At 44.0% G+C, this 17,165-nt stretch carries 15 protein-coding genes; 13 read left to right on the top strand and 2 right to left on the bottom strand.

Features of this window, described 5'->3' with window-relative positions; genetic code table 11:
• Positions 1–62 precede the first annotated feature (62 nt).
• From L0G63_RS10980 to hisC, 9 genes are all read left to right on the top strand, one after another.
• The gene (locus L0G63_RS10980; protein WP_301450690.1) at positions 63–548 is read left to right on the top strand and encodes a YraN family protein; all 486 of its coding nucleotides are present in this window, start codon (positions 63–65) and stop codon (positions 546–548) included.
• Positions 549–756: 208 nt separating this feature from the next.
• Positions 757–1,557, top strand: coding sequence for a BON domain-containing protein (locus L0G63_RS10975; protein ID WP_301450689.1), 801 nt, complete (start codon positions 757–759; stop codon positions 1,555–1,557).
• A 316-nt stretch (positions 1,558–1,873) separates the two neighbouring features.
• The gene (locus tag L0G63_RS10970; RefSeq protein WP_301450688.1) at positions 1,874–2,125 is read left to right on the top strand and encodes a hypothetical protein; all 252 of its coding nucleotides are present in this window, start codon (positions 1,874–1,876) and stop codon (positions 2,123–2,125) included.
• Positions 2,126–2,134: 9 nt separating this feature from the next.
• Positions 2,135–2,863 (top strand): alpha/beta hydrolase, encoded by a 729-nt coding sequence (locus L0G63_RS10965; protein WP_301450687.1) that lies wholly within the window; start codon positions 2,135–2,137, stop codon positions 2,861–2,863.
• Between the two features lie 164 nt (positions 2,864–3,027).
• The gene (locus L0G63_RS10960) at positions 3,028–3,279 is read left to right on the top strand and encodes a BolA family protein (protein WP_301450686.1); all 252 of its coding nucleotides are present in this window, start codon (positions 3,028–3,030) and stop codon (positions 3,277–3,279) included.
• A 110-nt stretch (positions 3,280–3,389) separates the two neighbouring features.
• Positions 3,390–4,658, top strand: coding sequence for a UDP-N-acetylglucosamine 1-carboxyvinyltransferase (gene murA / locus L0G63_RS10955; protein ID WP_301450685.1), 1,269 nt, complete (start codon positions 3,390–3,392; stop codon positions 4,656–4,658).
• Positions 4,659–4,754: 96 nt separating this feature from the next.
• On the top strand, positions 4,755–5,447 hold the full coding sequence (gene hisG / locus L0G63_RS10950) for an ATP phosphoribosyltransferase (RefSeq protein ID WP_301450684.1): 693 nt from the start codon (positions 4,755–4,757) through the stop codon (positions 5,445–5,447).
• A gap of 251 nt (positions 5,448–5,698) precedes the next feature.
• On the top strand, positions 5,699–6,994 hold the full coding sequence (hisD, locus tag L0G63_RS10945; protein WP_301450683.1) for a histidinol dehydrogenase: 1,296 nt from the start codon (positions 5,699–5,701) through the stop codon (positions 6,992–6,994).
• A gap of 74 nt (positions 6,995–7,068) precedes the next feature.
• Positions 7,069–8,202 (top strand): histidinol-phosphate transaminase, encoded by a 1,134-nt coding sequence (hisC, locus tag L0G63_RS10940; RefSeq protein ID WP_301450682.1) that lies wholly within the window; start codon positions 7,069–7,071, stop codon positions 8,200–8,202.
• A gap of 114 nt (positions 8,203–8,316) precedes the next feature.
• On the opposite strand, the gene L0G63_RS10935 is transcribed toward hisC, so the two are convergent.
• On the bottom strand, positions 8,317–10,023 hold the full coding sequence (locus L0G63_RS10935) for an anthranilate synthase component I family protein (RefSeq protein ID WP_301450681.1): 1,707 nt from the start codon (positions 10,021–10,023) through the stop codon (positions 8,317–8,319).
• Positions 10,024–11,259, bottom strand: a complete 1,236-nt coding sequence (locus L0G63_RS10930; RefSeq protein WP_301450680.1) for a beta-ketoacyl-ACP synthase II — start codon at positions 11,257–11,259, stop codon at positions 10,024–10,026.
• A 565-nt stretch (positions 11,260–11,824) separates the two neighbouring features.
• Between L0G63_RS10930 and L0G63_RS10925 the strand changes: the two genes are divergently transcribed.
• The 4 genes from L0G63_RS10925 to fusA all read left to right on the top strand — a co-directional run bounded on the left by L0G63_RS10925 (position 11,825) and on the right by fusA (position 16,908).
• Entirely contained in the window at positions 11,825–12,850 is a 1,026-nt protein-coding gene (locus tag L0G63_RS10925; RefSeq protein WP_301450679.1) for an EcsC family protein, read from the top strand.
• Positions 12,851–13,381: 531 nt separating this feature from the next.
• A complete protein-coding gene (gene rpsL / locus L0G63_RS10920) occupies positions 13,382–13,756 on the top strand; it encodes a 30S ribosomal protein S12 (protein ID WP_011281154.1) in 375 nt (124 codons plus the stop codon).
• Positions 13,757–13,965: 209 nt separating this feature from the next.
• A complete protein-coding gene (gene rpsG / locus L0G63_RS10915; protein ID WP_057761735.1) occupies positions 13,966–14,439 on the top strand; it encodes a 30S ribosomal protein S7 in 474 nt (157 codons plus the stop codon).
• A gap of 342 nt (positions 14,440–14,781) precedes the next feature.
• A complete protein-coding gene (gene fusA / locus L0G63_RS10910; protein WP_301450678.1) occupies positions 14,782–16,908 on the top strand; it encodes an elongation factor G in 2,127 nt (708 codons plus the stop codon).
• The last annotated feature ends 257 nt before the right edge of the window (positions 16,909–17,165 follow it).

Raw genomic sequence — 17,165 nt, 5'->3', positions numbered from 1 at the left:
AATATCTATTTAGCAGCGACGATTATCCATTTACGGTAATTGTCAACACACCCTAGTTTAGCATGTTGTGCTATGATAATTCTCAAATGTTCATCAGACGAGCTTGCGGTATGCCCACTCACAAACCCATGAGCCTTACCTCACCAAAACAGCATCAAGGACGTTTGTTTGAGCAGCAGGCGTGTGAGTTTTTGCAGGAACAAGGGCTGAGACTATTGGTGCAAAACTGGCAACAGCCAAAAGTAGGCGAGATTGACCTGATTATGATTGAGACAGGGCCTGCATGGCCCACGCTGGTTTTTATTGAAGTTCGTCAAAGAAAGCGTTCAACCTACGGAGATGCGGCGCTCAGCGTCACACCAAGCAAGCAGCGAAAAATCATCAAAACGGCGCAGTGTTTTTTGCAGCACTATCCTGAATATGCTCACTATGACTGCCGCTTTGATGTCGTGGCTTACGATACGTCAGTTAAACTGCTGGCAAAAGAGAAGGCACTAGACCATCAGCCAGAGTGGCTTCAAGGTGCCTTTATCGCCAGTGCTTGGTAGCATCATGTATCATGCAGATATACGATGTCCAGACTGATTGACTGAATGTGACGAGCAATACTCGTTACCAAAAGCCTAACCGCTACTGAGCAAAATTCAGTAAAGTAGCGGTTAATGAGAGATTGTCCATAATGATTAGAGGTGGCTCTTATCAATCAATCGAATTGATAAATTTATAAAACTGTCACCATGCTCTACGAGGTAAACAATGACACGGATGCATTTGCGCACTGCTATTTTTGGTTCATCACGCTATATGAAGGCTGGTATTATACTTGCTGCCTGTGTTGTCAGTACGGGCTGTGCCACCAATTACCTGACCAACAGCACAGAAGGGACTTATGGTGTACCCATGACTGAGCGCACGATACCCCAGCGTTTGCTTGATCGGAGTATCGAGCATACCGCAAAAATCAATGTGTATGGGCTAAAAGAAGACTTGCAGCAGACCAGTCGTATGGGTATCGATAGCTTCAATAGTGAAGTGCTCCTCACAGGCGAAGTGCCGACCGAAGCGCTCAAAGCTGAAGTAGAAAAAGTCGTCAGCTCCATGCCAGATGTGCGCCGTGTCTACAATGAGATGGAAGTGAGCGCCTCAAAAGGCTATAGCTCAACGGTTCATGATGGTTATATCACCTCAAAGCTCATGGCAAAAGTAGCGGCTAGCGACGGAGTAAAAGCCTCACAGCTAAAAGCAGTCACCGATAATGGCGTGGTTTATATTATGGGACGCATGACGCCCACTCAGCAAAGTCATTTGATTGATATTGCCAATAGTACCGTTGGGGTAACTGAGCTGGTATTGCTGACCACGATTGTCGATGATAGAGGAGTCAAAATCGGTGATGATGATATTATGTACGAGAATAACCTAGCCAATCCGGCAGTCGCACCAGCTGTCCAGGATGCCGCTCTCAGTACGGCAACGCCGATAGTGATAACAGAAGAAGAGGCGACTACGGCGCAACCCTCATCAAGTCCATATATTGATCTCTATCAAAATCAGTAAAACTACTGAGTTTGCCAAGCTGAGTCTACCAAGCAATGATTGACGATAAATAAGAGCTTGTATAATAGCTACTTAGCTATATGTGATACCAGTCACATCATAGGATGCTAGTAGCTTTTTTTGATATTAATCACAATAAGCCTAAATAGATATAACAGTAAGAGCACGAGAAATCCTCAGCCAGTGAGTACTATATCAAGAGTAAAACGTCACAGCATCAGAGGTTCTAATGAGACTATAGAGCGCTCACGATGTTAGGCATGATTCATAACTATAAGATGCATATCTATAAAATTCATAACTATAGGTATTGGCAATGAAGGATTCGGTAAATCACATAAGACAAAAGACAGGTGCGAACAACTGCAAGAACTCTGATCATAACTCTTTTGGTAAATACTCGCGCAGACTAAGGGTTGTAGGAGCGGCAGCATTGGCGCTAGGCAGCATTGCGCTTGCCACCCAAAGCGCACAGGCATTATCACCACTAGGCTTTGTTAACGGTATTACTTCTAGTGGCGGCGTAGGGGTGAGCAAAGATATCTTATATGGTGATAAGCCATTATAAGATCTGGACGTGTATTATCCCAAACCCTTAGCGCAGGCAATGAAAGCCCAAAGCGCTATCAATAATGACTACCCTATGGTGGTATTCGTGCATGGCGGTTCTTGGGAGAGTGGTAATAAAGATCAATATGCCTTTGTCGGTCAAAGCTTAGCGCAGGCAGGTTATGTCACCGCAGTGATTAATTATCGTAAGGTGCCCGAGCATGTCTACCCTGATTATATCAATGATACGGCCCAAGCAATTGCTTGGAGTATCGAGAATGCGGCCAGCCTGCATTCTGATCCGTCACATGTTGCTGTCATGGGACACTCTGCTGGCGCGTTTAATGCAGTCGCAGCCGTCGCCAACGAAGACTTTTTAGCGCCCTATGGTATTAAGCCGACAGACGTTGCGACGGTTATCGGTATTGCAGGGCCTTACAGTTATGACTTCCGTAAGTTTAGTAGTGCGTCAGCTTTTCCCTCGGATGCCACACCTGATCAAGTCATGCCTGATCGTCAGATCAAAGGGGCACAGCCACCATATTTGTTATTAACCGCAGAAAAAGATAAAGTGGTGCATCCAACCAATGCACTCAAAATGACGCAAGCATTGAAAGAGGCAGGGGTAACGGTGCAGACTGGTGAGATCGAAGGCGCGAGTCACGCAACTATCATTGGAGCAATGGCACCGCCGCTACGCTGGGTCAATGATGTGCGTGCGCAAGTAGTGACGTATCTAGACACAATGCTCAAATAGCTTGTTGTTATTCATATCATGGGCTTTTGACTGCTTATTTTTCGATACGGTTTCAGTGCCCAAATACACTTGAGCAAGACAGTACTGTAAGATAGGCAAACTCTTGTTATAATGTCATCACTTTAAATCTATACCCTATTCTAAACGTTAAGGCAGACTATTTTATGAGCATGAACGCTGACGATTTGATCGCATTTTTACAGACTCACTTCCCAGACGCTTTTATCCAAGCTGCCCATCAAGGCAATAAATTTGATGTACGCGTGGTTGATGCAAGCTTTGAAGGCAAACGCGCGGTTCAACGTCAACAAGCCATTTATACGCTGGTTAATGATAAGATTGCGAGTGGCGATATTCACGCCCTCAATATTCAAGCGCTAACGCCTGCTGAGTGGGACGCTCAATCAAAAGGCTAATTATATAGCTATCTATTAACTGGCAATCGAAGAGTTCGTTTAACAGACATAAGGATTCTTTACTGCTCGTTTTCACCATTTTCTATACTCATCGCTAGGTTGTCACCTTTATGGATCAATTTTTAATCACTGGTAGTAGTCGTATCGCAGGGGAAGTTACTATTTCAGGCGCCAAAAATGCCGCCTTGCCATTGCTTGCCGCGATGATATTGGCTGAGACTCCAACGACATTGCACAATGTACCGTCATTAAAAGACGTGCGAACATTGATTGAATTGATCAGTGGTATGGGTATTGATATCCAAAAACAAGATGATACGGTCACTTGTGATACCAAAACTATTGATAACTTTTATGCGCCGTATGATTTGGTAAAAACCATGCGCGCGTCAATTTTGGTGTTAGGTCCACTATTGTCCCGTTTTGGCGAAGCAGAAGTGTCGTTGCCAGGTGGTTGTGCGATTGGGTCGCGCCCTGTTGATCAGCATCTAAAAGCATTTGAAGCAATGGGTGCAGTGATCAGCGTAGAGAACGGCTATGTAAAAGCGCAAGCTCCCAAGGGCGGCAAACTGATTGGCTGCCACTTTTCATTTGATATGGTGACAGTGGGTGGTACTGAAAACGTCATTATGGCAGCAGCATTGGCGAAAGGCACAACCGTTTTGGGCAATTGTGCTTTAGAGCCAGAAGTAGTCGATTTAGCCAATATGTTGGTTGCGATGGGCGCCAAAATCAGCGGCATCGGTACTTCGACGATGACCATTGAAGGGGTCGAACGTCTACACGGTTGTGAGTATTCAGTGGTGCCAGATCGTATTGAGACAGGCTCATATCTTGCGGGTGCCTTGATGACTCAAGGGGATGTGTTGACCAAAAACACCACGGCATCTTTATTGTACCCAGTGCTTGAGAAGTTTGAAGCGATGGGTGCGGTGATTACGACAGGTGATGACTGGATTCGCGCGCAAATGAAAGGGCGTCCAAAGCCAGTAAATATTCGGACTCAGCCACACCCAGGTTTTCCAACGGATATGCAAGCGCAGCTGATGGCAATTTGCTGTCTGGCTGATGGGACCAGTACCATTATCGAAAATATCTTTGAAAACCGCTATATGCACGTACCTGAACTAAACCGCTTGGGTGCATCTATCCAAGTGGATGGCCATACTGCGGTGATCAGAGGCGTCGAGAACTTTACGGCGGCACCAGTTATGGCAACAGATTTACGTGCTTCTATGTCACTTGTAATGGCGGCGGCAACGGCAGAAGGCGAGAGCTTGATTGACCGCATTTATCATATTGACCGTGGTTATGAGCATGTCGAAGACAAGCTGCGTAGCCTTGGTGTGAATATCCAGCGTGTCAATACCAACGGCTAATACTGATAGATCAACCGTAGTTTATACATGAATTACGTTATACATTAAAACTTCCCTTGAATGGGGAAACTAACTGCACATGGACACGATGTCATTATGACTGAGACAAGCACACCTCTACCAGCCGACGGTCTACTAAACGAAGTAAACGATGCGTTTTCAGGTCTAACGTTGGCGTTATCAAAAGGCCGTATTTTAGAAGAGACGATGCCACTGTTACGTGCTGCTGGCGTTGATTTGCTAGAAGATCCTGAAGCGTCGCGTAAGCTTATTTTTCCAACATCAAACCCAAATGTGCGTGTATTAATCTTGCGTGCAAGCGACGTACCGACCTATGTCGAGCACGGCGCGGCTGATTTTGGTGTAGCGGGTAAAGATGTGCTGCTTGAGCATGGCGCGAACCACGTGTATGAATTGCTTGATTTAAAAATCGCTCAATGCAAATTGATGACCGCTGGCGTAAAAGATGCACCACTGCCCAATCGTCGTCTGCGTATCGCGACCAAATATGTCAATGTAGCGCGCGCTTATTTTGCAAGCCAAGGACAGCAAGTTGATGTTATCAAGCTTTACGGTTCAATGGAGCTTGCGCCATTGGTGGGCTTGGGCGATTTGATTGTCGATGTGGTGGATACAGGTAATACCCTACGCGCGAATGGACTTGAAGCGCGCGATCATATTTGTGATGTGTCATCACGTCTTATCGTCAATCAAGTCAGCTATAAGCGCAAATTTGCGTTACTAGAACCCATTTTAGATAGCTTTAAAAACAGTATTGCCAATGCTTAGTAAACCGGTGTCAATCATTGGTAATATAAAGCATGGTGATACGAATTTTTAAACCAGTTTAGCGCTCTATGTCTGTCATAGCGTGCTACACTGGTTTTGTTGTCTTAGCTTGCGAAAAAATAAAATCACCGTAAAATTTAGACAAGAAGACAGCTAGTAAGTCGCCATATTTGTGAATAATAAGCATACTTTAGTTATATTCACGCCGTTTATTTTCAGCAGTATTTTATGCTCAGATATAGGATTAGGTCATGCGCCAGTTAAGTACCCAAGATGCCGATTTTGACAATCAATTGACACAGCTACTTGCCTTTGAAACCGTCAATGATGCTGAATTATTACACACCGTTGACGATATCATCGCACAAGTACGTGCTGATGGCGATCGCGTGGTACTGGCCTTGACCCAGCAGTTTGATCAACATCCCGCGCAGTCAATGCAAGAATTAGAGCTGTCTAAGGCGTCACTTGCCGATGCATTTGCCAATCTGGATGAGAATGTAAAAACGGCATTGACCACAGCAGCTACTAGGGTACAGAGCTTTCATGAACGCCAAGTGCAAGAAACGTGGCAGTATGAAGATGAGCTAGGCAATCGCTTAGGTCAAAAAGTTACGCCACTTGATCGCGTTGGTATTTATGTGCCGGGTGGTTTGGCATCTTATCCATCATCAGTATTGATGAATGCTATTCCTGCCAAAGTAGCTGGGGTTACTGAAGTTATCATGGTCGTGCCAGCGCCAAAAGGGATGCTTAATCCATTGGTATTAGCAGCAGCACATTTGGCCAAAGTGGATCGTGTCTTTACCATTGGCGGCGCACAGGCGGTAGCAGCTTTAGCCTACGGTACCGAAACCATTCCAGCGGTGGATAAAATCACAGGGCCGGGTAATAAGTATGTCGCGGCAGCCAAACGCGCAGTATTTGGACAAGTCGGCATTGATATGATTGCAGGCCCCTCAGAAGTGTTGGTATATGCAGAGGGTGAAGCGCAAGATCGAGCTGATTGGCTCGCGATGGATTTGTTGTCGCAAGCAGAGCACGACCGTATCGCTCAAGCTATCTTTGTGACGACCAGTGAGGCGCAGTTACAAGAAGTCGCGATTGAAATCGAAAAAGCCTTGGCTGAGCTGCCAAAAGCAGATATCGCCCGTGACTCGCTGCAAAATCGTGGCGCGCTTATCTTAGTGAAAGATCGTAGCGAAGGTATGGCGCTTATCAATCGTATCGCCCCTGAGCATTTAGAGCTATCTGTTGATAATCCTGACGCACTGTTAAACGATATTCGTCATGCTGGCGCTATCTTTATGGGCCGTCATACGCCTGAAGCTATTGGGGATTATTGTGCAGGGCCAAATCATGTACTGCCAACATCAGGCACTGCGCGCTTTTCTTCGCCGTTAGGTGTTTACGATTTTCAAAAGAAATCATCCATCATTTATTGTAGTGAATCTGGCAGTAAACCTTTGGCTGAGACAGCTGATATTTTAGCGCAGCGTGAGGACTTAGAAGCCCATGCGCGTTCAGCTCGTTATCGTTATCAGTAATTGATTTTGAATTTTTAGCTTTTACTTTTGATATTTATTTTTAATAGTCTTTTTGGCTAATAGTAGGATAATTTATGAGTGAGTCAAAGATAGACACCAGACTGTGGTCGTCTAAAGCGCGCAACTTGTCACCTTATATTCCAGGTGAGCAGCCGCAACACGACAATCTATGCAAACTAAATACCAATGAAAACCCATTCCCACCCTCGCCAAAAGTAGGGGAGGCGATTGCTAAGGTACTTATGCAGCAAGCTGATGAACTACGTTTGTATCCTGCTCCTGAATCTAATGACCTACGTGCTGCATTGGCACAGTCATACAATCTTGATATCAATCAAGTATTTGTCGGTAATGGTTCGGATGAAGTCTTGGCATTAGTATTTGCCAGCTTCTTTTTAAAAGAGCGTCCGCTTTTATCACCTGATATTGGCTACAGCTTTTATCCTGTCTATGCACAGACTTTTGGTGTGCATCTCGTCAAAATCCCATTAGAAGACGATTTTAGTATTGACCCTGATGCTTATCGTCAGCCTTGTAGCGGTATTATCATCGCCAACCCTAATGCGCCAACGGGCTTGCTATTATCACTTGCTGATATTCGCAAACTTGCGAGTGAGCATTCTAATGCGGTCATTGTTATTGATGAAGCGTATATCGATTTTGCTCAGATAGATGAAAGCAATGCAGACGCTCCAGTCTCAGCGGTGAGCTTAATCAATGAATGTGATAACGTTATCGTGACCCAAACCTTTTCAAAATCACGCTCGCTTGCTGGATTGCGCGTTGGTATGGCCTTTGGTAATGCGTCGTTGATTGAAGCGCTGACACGGATGAAAAATAGCTTTAACAGCTATCCATTGGATAAGTTGGCTCAAGCTGGGGCGACTGCGAGTGTGTTAGATACTGAGTATTTTGAGCAGACCCGTCAGCAAGTCATTGATTTGCGTACGTCATTGACCGAAGAGTTGACGACGCTGGGCTACAAGGTACTGCCCTCGCATGCAAATTTCATCTTTGCCCGTCCAAAAGATGGTAATGCAAGTGCTGTGGCGAGTGCATTGCGTGATCAAGGGATTATCGTTCGCCATTTTGATAAGCCGCGCATTAATGAGTATTTGCGTATTACTGTGGGTACCGCCGAGCAGCATGAGCGCTTGATTGATGCGCTAAAAGAGCTGCATACAGAGACTAGCATGACGGCTGATTAATGGTTTACCTGCTTGTGTAGTAAATGCTATCGATAAGTACTAAAAAAGCCTGCTAGCGCAATGTTAAGCAGGCTTTTTTCTTTAGAGGCCAGCGCAAAATAGTATTTCAGTCGTTTATACTTTTTTCGCCAACACCGCCAGCAAATTACCTACTTTGTCTAGGCACTCTTGATATTCAGCATCACAGTCTGAGGCAACCGTAATACCGCCACCAGCCCATAGATTGATAGGTCTCTCTTTGACCGATGCATTATTTGACGAACCATTGGCCTGTAGTGTGCGAATTAACACATTCCATTGACCACTACCATCAAAATTCATATAACCCATGGTGCCGCAATAAGCACCGCGTGGTGTAGACTCTAGCTCAGAGATAATTTCGACGGCTCGTTTTTTTGGTGTGCCAGTGATAGAGCCAGCAGGCAGACTACCAAAGAGTACAGCCAACGGGTGAGTATCAGTTTTTAGCTCAGCAGTAATAGTGCTGACCATATGATGCACGTTACTAAAGCTCTCAATCGCAAACAGTTGCGGTACTTTTACGCTACCGATTTTGGCATATTTACCCAAATCATTGCGTAGTAAATCCACAATCATGACATTTTCGGCACGGTCTTTTTCGCTATCGACCAGTTGTTGCTTATACGATTCATCTTGCTTGTCAGTGGAGCCACGAGGCATAGTGCCTTTGATCGGTTTGGTCAGAATATGGTGCTTATCAGTCACTTTGTTTTTGGTAAATGTAAAGAACAGCTCAGGCGAGCAGCTTAATAACTCAAAACTGTGGTTAAAGATATCAACGTGCTCAACGCTTGTACCATCGACGCTCGCACTATCAACGCTCAAATAGCCTGCAAAAGGTGCTTTGGTATTATGATGTAGCGCAGGCAGATAATCGATAAGCGCTAAAGGCTGTTGATTGGCATCATCCTTACGCGGCAAGTAGCCAGACCACTTTTGCGTTAGGTTGATTTGATAGCAATCGCCTTGCTGTAGATAGTCTTGAGTACGATCAAATGCTTGCTGATAATCACGCTTACTCCATCGTGCCGTTAGGACGACAGGTATAGTATGTGATGTGTGCTTAGATTGTGCTTGATTGAGATATTTGTCGGATAGCTTTTTATCCAGTTCATCTAGGTAGGATGTCAGAGCAACTATGAACTCATCTTTTGCTTTATTGTCGACAGCTTCATTAGAGCTACTGTTGGTCTGGATGCTTTTTAGCTCCCATCCGGTATCAGTATCGGCAGCAGGGGTCAGATAAATATCATAATGCCCTAATGAGGCACAAGGTTGATTCGCCAATTCGATTCTGTCTGCAGGACTTAACTCATAAGCAGCGATATCATAACCAATAAAACCAATGAGACCATGATGATAATTAGGTTTTGTGCGTTTCGAATTTATGTTGTTTGAGCTATTACTATCGGTATCATAAGCTTTGCTATAAGCAATAAGCTCGTGTTGCCATTCTAGATAACTCATATAGGCTGTCGTGGTATTTTCGCTATGAGTAGAGTAGTTATCACGGCAGTTCTTAACCACTCTATAGACAGGGTTTGAATCATTAGAAGGTTTTTGATCAGTGGCATAAACCGACCAGCTGACTTTAGGCATCAAGCCAATCACTGGTCGTCCATCGTTATTTAGCCAGACAAATTGCCAGTTTGCTTTATGGTTTTGCTCATATAGATGACGTTGCAGCTGAGGTATGAGATCGGCTACAGACAGATCACCAAAACGCCAGCTAGTTTTGGTAGCTGGCGATGGGGCAGAGTTTGTCTGCCCAGTTATATTAGAATTTGGTACAGGCATCATTTAAGCGTCGAATTTTTTGATGATGAGCGTGGCGTTAGTACCACCAAAGCCGAAGCTATTGCTCATCAAGGTTTCAAGGTTTGATTCACGCATCTCTGTGACGATATCGAAACCTTCAGCTGCAGGATCTAGGTTGTCAACGTTGATACTTGGGGCAATAAAGCCATCTTGTAGCATAAGTAGGCAGTAAATCAGCTCTTGCGCACCAACAGCGCCTAAGCTATGACCTGTCATCGATTTGGTTGAGCTGATAGCCGGTACTTTACTGACATCATTATCAAAAACTTTGGCAATCGCTTTGAGTTCTGTGATATCGCCCAGCGGTGTGCTGGTACCATGGCTATTGATATAATCAACGCTTTTTAAGCCAGCTTCAGCTAAGGCTTGTTGCATACAGCGTACAGCGCCTTCGCCACTTGGCGCAACCATCTCGGCACCATCAGAGGTAGCACCGTAACCCACGATTTCAGCCAAGATATTGGCGCCACGTGCTTGAGCATGCTCTAAACTTTCTACCACAACCATCGCGCCACCAGCAGCAATCACAAAACCATCGCGATCTTTGTCATAAGCTCTTGAGGCGAGTGTTGGTGTGTCGTTATATTGAGTACTCACTGCACCCATCGCATCAAACATGCATGACTGTGTCCAATGTTCCGCTTCACTACCACCGGCAAGTATGACATCAGCTTTACCCAGTTGGATAAGCTCAGCGGCATGACCGATACAATGAGTCGAGGTCGCGCAAGCAGAGGCAAGCGAGTAAGAGACACCTTGGATTTTTAGACCAGTGGCTAGGGCTGCTGATACTGAGCTGCCCATGGTTTTGGGAACCGCCATCGCACCGACACCGCGTAGACCTTTTTCACGCATGGCATCCACAGCGTTCACGATGTTTTCTGTTGACGCACCGCCTGAGCTTGCGACCACACCCACGCGTGGATTATTATTGATGGTGTCAAGCGTTAATCCTGAATGTTCAATGGCGTTTAGTGCACTGACATAAGCGTACAGACTGGCATCACTAAAAAAACGTTTGAGTTTACGATCGATACCACTAGTATCCAGTTCTGATTGATTGATACTACCGCTCACGTGTGATTTAAACTCGTGCTCAGCATAAGAATCATTGAACGTAATACCAGACTTTCCTTCTTTAAGAGCAGTAGTGACAGTGTCTAGATCATGTCCGATACAAGAGACAATCCCTGCTCCAGTGATGACGACGCGGCGCATATGCTATTCCTTATGAGTAACGACTTGCTAGCAATTGGTTGCAATAATCGTTATAAATCTATATGTAATGTTTAACGATGAATGAATTTGAGCATTATAATGAAAAAACAGTCTATGTAGATAACGATAGCATGAATTTAGCTAACGCCAGACTATTAAAGACAATATCATTTCAGTGTACAATTATGCTCTAACTTACGGCACATGATAACGTATCAAGCAGTGAAAATCTTTGGGCGAGTGTAAAATAATGACGAAATGTCTTTTATGGTCAAAAGGTAATAGGAAAATGCGAAGTTACAAACAGTGTTACCAAAGGAACCGTTTGGCGCTCAATGTAAAATGAGCCAAAATAGTATCAATGAATCGAAGGAGGTGATTCAATAATAAAAGTATGCAGCTATACTTTTAGATACAAAATTTGTGATTGCGATAACATTGTTCGCACTGACAGGAACGGCCTTGACTTATTACACTGACAGCTTGAAGATTAAACACATTCATATCACTATTACTAAAAAAAATTATTCATCACATTATTATTCATCATATTAAGGACATCACGATGGCAAAGCCTAGCACTCTATCAAAAAGTATCAATACTATTGGCTCTTTCACACGCAACAACCTAGAGCGCGTGGGCTCCATGATTGATAGCATGAATGCCAAAACAAGCAAACCGCGCCAATATAAAGCGGTAGATTTAGGCGATGAGGATTATCAACAAGATCTATTTCGTGAACAAACCTTAAAAGCCACTCAGCAATTGCTAGGCCCACGTTTTGCTACTTATGGCAAATATGCCAAAAAAGTGGTGCCAAATAGCTTTTTTCAATCCACCGTTGATAGTGCGTTTGCCCAAGTTGCGAAGCTTGCATCGAACTGGAGCCAATTGGATTTACCTAATGAGCACCGTTTTGCCAATATTGCCACTTTAGATGACGAAGAGCGCTATGCACTAGCGACTGATATCGCTAACCAAAACCGTGCACTTGCAGCGATGGGTGGCCTTACGGGTCTAGCGGGTTTGCCTGGATTACTGGCTGATACCTTATGGCTATTATTGGTATCTCTACGTACTGTTTACCAAATCGCAGCCATATACAATAAGCCGCTCACGGGCAAACAAGGCGTAAAAATGGCCTATGAGCTGCTCTCAAGTGCTGATCTGAGTAAAATGCAGGAAAAACAAGCATTACTAGCTGGTTTGGGTATCGGTAAAGGGTTACTAGACAATGCTCAAAGCCGTGGACTGCATAGCGAGCTCAAAAATTTAGGCTTAAAGAATCAAAACGTGAACTATTATGCTGAGCAAATAGACAGTATTGCTAGCCAAGTAGGGATTGATTTGGATCAAATCAACCTATCATGGATTCGTCGTTTCATTCCTGTCACTGCGGTGGCCATCGGTGTACATTACAACAGCCAGCTGATTGATGAGGTTATTGGCGTTGCTAAAGCCACGTTTGCGCCGGATGCAAAGCTTGCCAATCGCGCCATTACTGATGATAGCAGTAGCGAAGCCAAAGTGAAAAAATCTTCTGATGACAATGCCAGCACAGAAAACCAAGAAAGCAGTAATAATAAATAAGGGGGTAACACTAAAAATGGGTCAGATAAGCAAACATCTGATAAAAAAACGAAATAAAATACCCTGTCTAAATTGAGGGCACTTTACTATTTATTAGTATGACGCCTTTATATAACAGACTCTCTATAATGAATAGCTTGCTGATACAGATAATATTATTTATCCTTGTGCTATCAAAAGGTAGGTCTAATTAAGAGCTAAGACTTGAAAAGCAAGATAGGTACCACTATATATCCACCATAGTGAGCTAATCACAAAACCTCACCTAAATCATGCTTGAATGTCGCCTAACTGCTTTATTTTCAGCGCTATTTTTTAGCCAATAATCGATAAAGCGACATGGCAATATGTCGAATGCATATCTATCAAATATTGTAAAGTGTAACCATACATAAGTGGTTGAAATAGCAGCAACAACTCTTTATAATACACTGTCCTAAAAATGGGTGCATCGAAATCTGAGATTATTATCAGATAAGTGGTGCATTGGCCCATTTTTTTGTTTTATACCAAACGGGAGAAGGATGCCTTATGGCAACAACTAACCAATTGATTCGTAAAGGTCGCAAAACCATCAAGGAAAAGTCAAAAGTTCCTGCGTTGGAAGCGTGCCCACAGCGTCGCGGTGTATGTACTCGTGTATATACTACCACGCCAAAAAAACCTAACTCTGCCATGCGTAAAGTATGTCGTGTACGTTTGACTTCAGGCTATGAAGTATCAAGCTATATCGGCGGTGAAGGTCATAACCTACAAGAGCACAGTGTTGTTCTTATCCGTGGTGGTCGTGTAAAAGATCTACCAGGTGTACGTTATCACACTGTTCGCGGTGCATTAGATTGCGCAGGCGTTAAAGACCGTAAGCAAGGTCGTTCTAAGTACGGTGCTAAGAAGCCTAAGGTTTAATAACTAATATGTTGTTAAATAAGCTTTTTGTACTACCCAATAACTGTGCATGGGTTTGGTGTCGACAGTCATATTACTTTTATATAAGTAATATATTCTCAACACATACCACCATGCAGTAAGGCTAACTGATAACTCACTATTATATCTTTATGATAATTAGCTGATGTTGTGAATGTTAGACACTCCTGAAGACAAGGAAATTTATTATGCCAAGACGTCGCGTCGTTGCTGCCCGTGAGATCCTACCGGATCCTAAGTTTGGTAGCCAAACTGTTGCAAAATTCATCAACCATGTAATGAGTGATGGTAAAAAATCTACTGCTGAGCGTATCGTTTATGGTGCACTTGAGACAGTAAGTGAGAAGCGTAAAGTTGAAGATCCAGTATCTTTCTTCGAAGAAGTGCTTGAAAATGTACGCCCAATGGTAGAAGTAAAAGCTCGCCGCGTCGGCGGTGCAACCTATCAAGTACCAATGGAAGTACGCCCCTCCCGTCGTACTGCCTTGGCTATGCGTTGGTTAGCTGAAGCTGCTGCTAAGCGTTCTGAAAAATCAATGGCTTTGCGTTTAGCTGGCGAATTGAATGATGCTGCTGATGGCAAAGGCGCTGCTATGAAAAAGCGTGACGAAGTTCACCGCATGGCAGATGCTAACAAAGCATTCTCGCATTACCGTTTCTAAGCTGCTTTTTAATAGTAGCTTGAGACTAATGGCTCATGCTCATTAGTCCTACATTGTTGTTTATTCTACTGATTGCCGCCATCATCGTTCCGTCATATATAAATGTTATTTATTAATGACTGAGGTGGCGGACATCTATCAAGATGTTTCTCTGAGAAATACAGTTTTTGCTAGAGAACATCCCGAATTTGATGCCACACTATTCTTAGTATTTGCTCTGTTTTTGTCCGTATTAGGCTCAATAATCAGTAAGTAATATTACGAAGCTGAACGCTTTGTCATAGAGTATGAGGTAGAGACACAATACATTATTATATACACGACTTTTCCTAGGAAAACACTATGGCTCGTAAAACTCCCCTAAAACGCTATCGCAATATTGGTATCTCAGCGCACATCGATGCTGGTAAGACGACCACTACTGAGCGTGTTTTATTCTATACCGGTGTTAGCCACAAAATTGGCGAAGTACATGATGGCGCAGCCACTATGGACTGGATGGAGCAAGAACAAGAGCGTGGTATTACTATTACCTCAGCAGCAACAACTTGTTTTTGGTCAGGTATGGCTAAGCAGTTTGACGAACATCGCATCAACATCATCGATACCCCAGGTCACGTTGACTTCACGATTGAAGTTGAACGTTCTATGCGTGTACTTGATGGCGCTTGCATGGTTTACTGTGCAGTAGGCGGCGTTCAGCCACAGTCTGAGACCGTATGGCGTCAGGCAAACAAATACAAAGTACCACGTCTTGCGTTTGTTAACAAAATGGACCGTGTTGGTGCTGATTTCTATCGTGTTATCGAACAGATCAAAACCCGTCTTGGCGGCAAGCCAGTACCATTGGTTATCCCAATCGGGAAAGAAGATGACTTTGAAGGTGTTATCGATCTAGTCACCATGAAAGCTATCTATTGGGACGAAGCGTCTCAAGGTATGCAGTATGATGAGCGTGATATCCCAACTGAACTACAAGACAAAGCGGACGAGTATCGCGAGCACCTTGTAGAAAGTGCTGCTGAAGCCAATGAAGAGTTGATGAACGAATATCTAGAAAACGGTGAATTGACTGAAGAGCAGATCCACAGTGCTATTCGTCAGTTGACTATTGATAATGAAATCATCCCACTTCTTTGTGGTACTGCCTTTAAAAACAAAGGCGTACAAAAAATGTTGGATGCAGTTATTCAGTATCTACCTGCACCAATCGACGTACCAGCAATCAGTGGTATCTTGGACGATAAAGATGAAACTGAAGCGACTCGTGAAGCTTCTGATGATGCACCGTTCTCAGCACTAGCATTCAAAATCATGAACGACAAGTTCGTTGGTAACCTAACCTTCGTTCGTGTCTACTCAGGTGTGGTTAAGCAAGGCGCTAGCGTTTATAACCCAGTGAAGATGAAGCGTGAGCGTGTTGGCCGTATTGTACAGATGATGGCAAACTCTCAAGAAGAGCTTGCAGAGATTCGTACAGGTGATATCGCAGCTCTAGTCGGCATGAAAGATGTAACGACTGGTGATACGCTATGTGACGAAGACAACGTGATCACTCTTGAGCGTATGGAATTCCCAGATCCAGTTATCTCTCTAGCGGTTGAGCCTAAGACTAAAGCTGACCAAGAAAAAATGTCAATCGCGCTTGGCCGTTTGGCAAAAGAAGATCCATCGTTCCGCGTTCGTACCGATGAAGAGTCTGGTCAGACGATCATCAGTGGTATGGGTGAGCTACACTTAGAAATTCTAGTTGACCGTATGAAGCGTGAGTTCAACGTTGAAGCCAACATCGGTGCGCCGCAGGTTGCTTACCGTGAGACGATTCGTGCAACCGTTGAGCAAGAAGGTAAATTTGTACGTCAGACGGGTGGTCGTGGTAAGTTCGGTCACGTATGGCTACGTCTTGAGCCACTTGATCCAGCAGGCGAGACTGAATACGAATTCGCTGAAGAAGTTGTTGGCGGTGTGGTACCAAAAGAATTCCACGGTGCGGTTGACAAAGGTATCCAAGAGCGCATGAAAAATGGCGTACTTGCTGGTTACCCAGTGGTTGGCGTAAAAGCAACCTTGTATGATGGTTCTTACCATGACGTCGATTCTGATGAATTGTCGTTCAAAATGGCCGGTTCTATGGCCTTTAGAAAAGGTTTCATGGCAGCTGATCCAGCACTACTTGAGCCAGTGATGAAAGTAGAAGTTGAAACGCCTGAAGATTACATGGGTGACATCATGGGCGATCTTAACCGTCGCCGTGGTATGGTACAGGGTATGGAAGACTTGCCTGGTGGTACCAAGCAGATCCGTGCTGAAGTGCCATTAGCAGAAATGTTTGGTTATGCCACTCAAATGCGTTCTATGTCACAAGGCCGTGCAACTTATTCAATGGAATTCCAAAAGTACGCTGAAATTCCAAAATCAGTTGCTGCTGAGATCATCTCTAAGTACAACTCTAAAGATGATGACGAGTAAATAAAACTTACTGAAAGTGACAATATAGAGCATATCTGTGTATTGTCATTGAAGAATCGGCCAATAACTTGTTAAAAGACTTGTTATTGGTCGCGATTTTCTTATAATATCTGCACATTAGTGTGTGTAAATTTTTAACAATTATCTTAATGCGGTCAAGGTTGCTCTAATTATCATATTTATATGACTGAAATCTTGAACCCCAAAAAAAGAGGAAATACCCATGGCAAAGGCCAAGTTTGAACGTAACAAGCCAC

The sequence above is a fragment of the Psychrobacter sp. genome, from assembly GCF_030454045.1.
Taxonomy (GTDB): domain Bacteria; phylum Pseudomonadota; class Gammaproteobacteria; order Pseudomonadales; family Moraxellaceae; genus Psychrobacter.
This window is presented reverse-complemented; position numbering and strand designations above follow the sequence as displayed.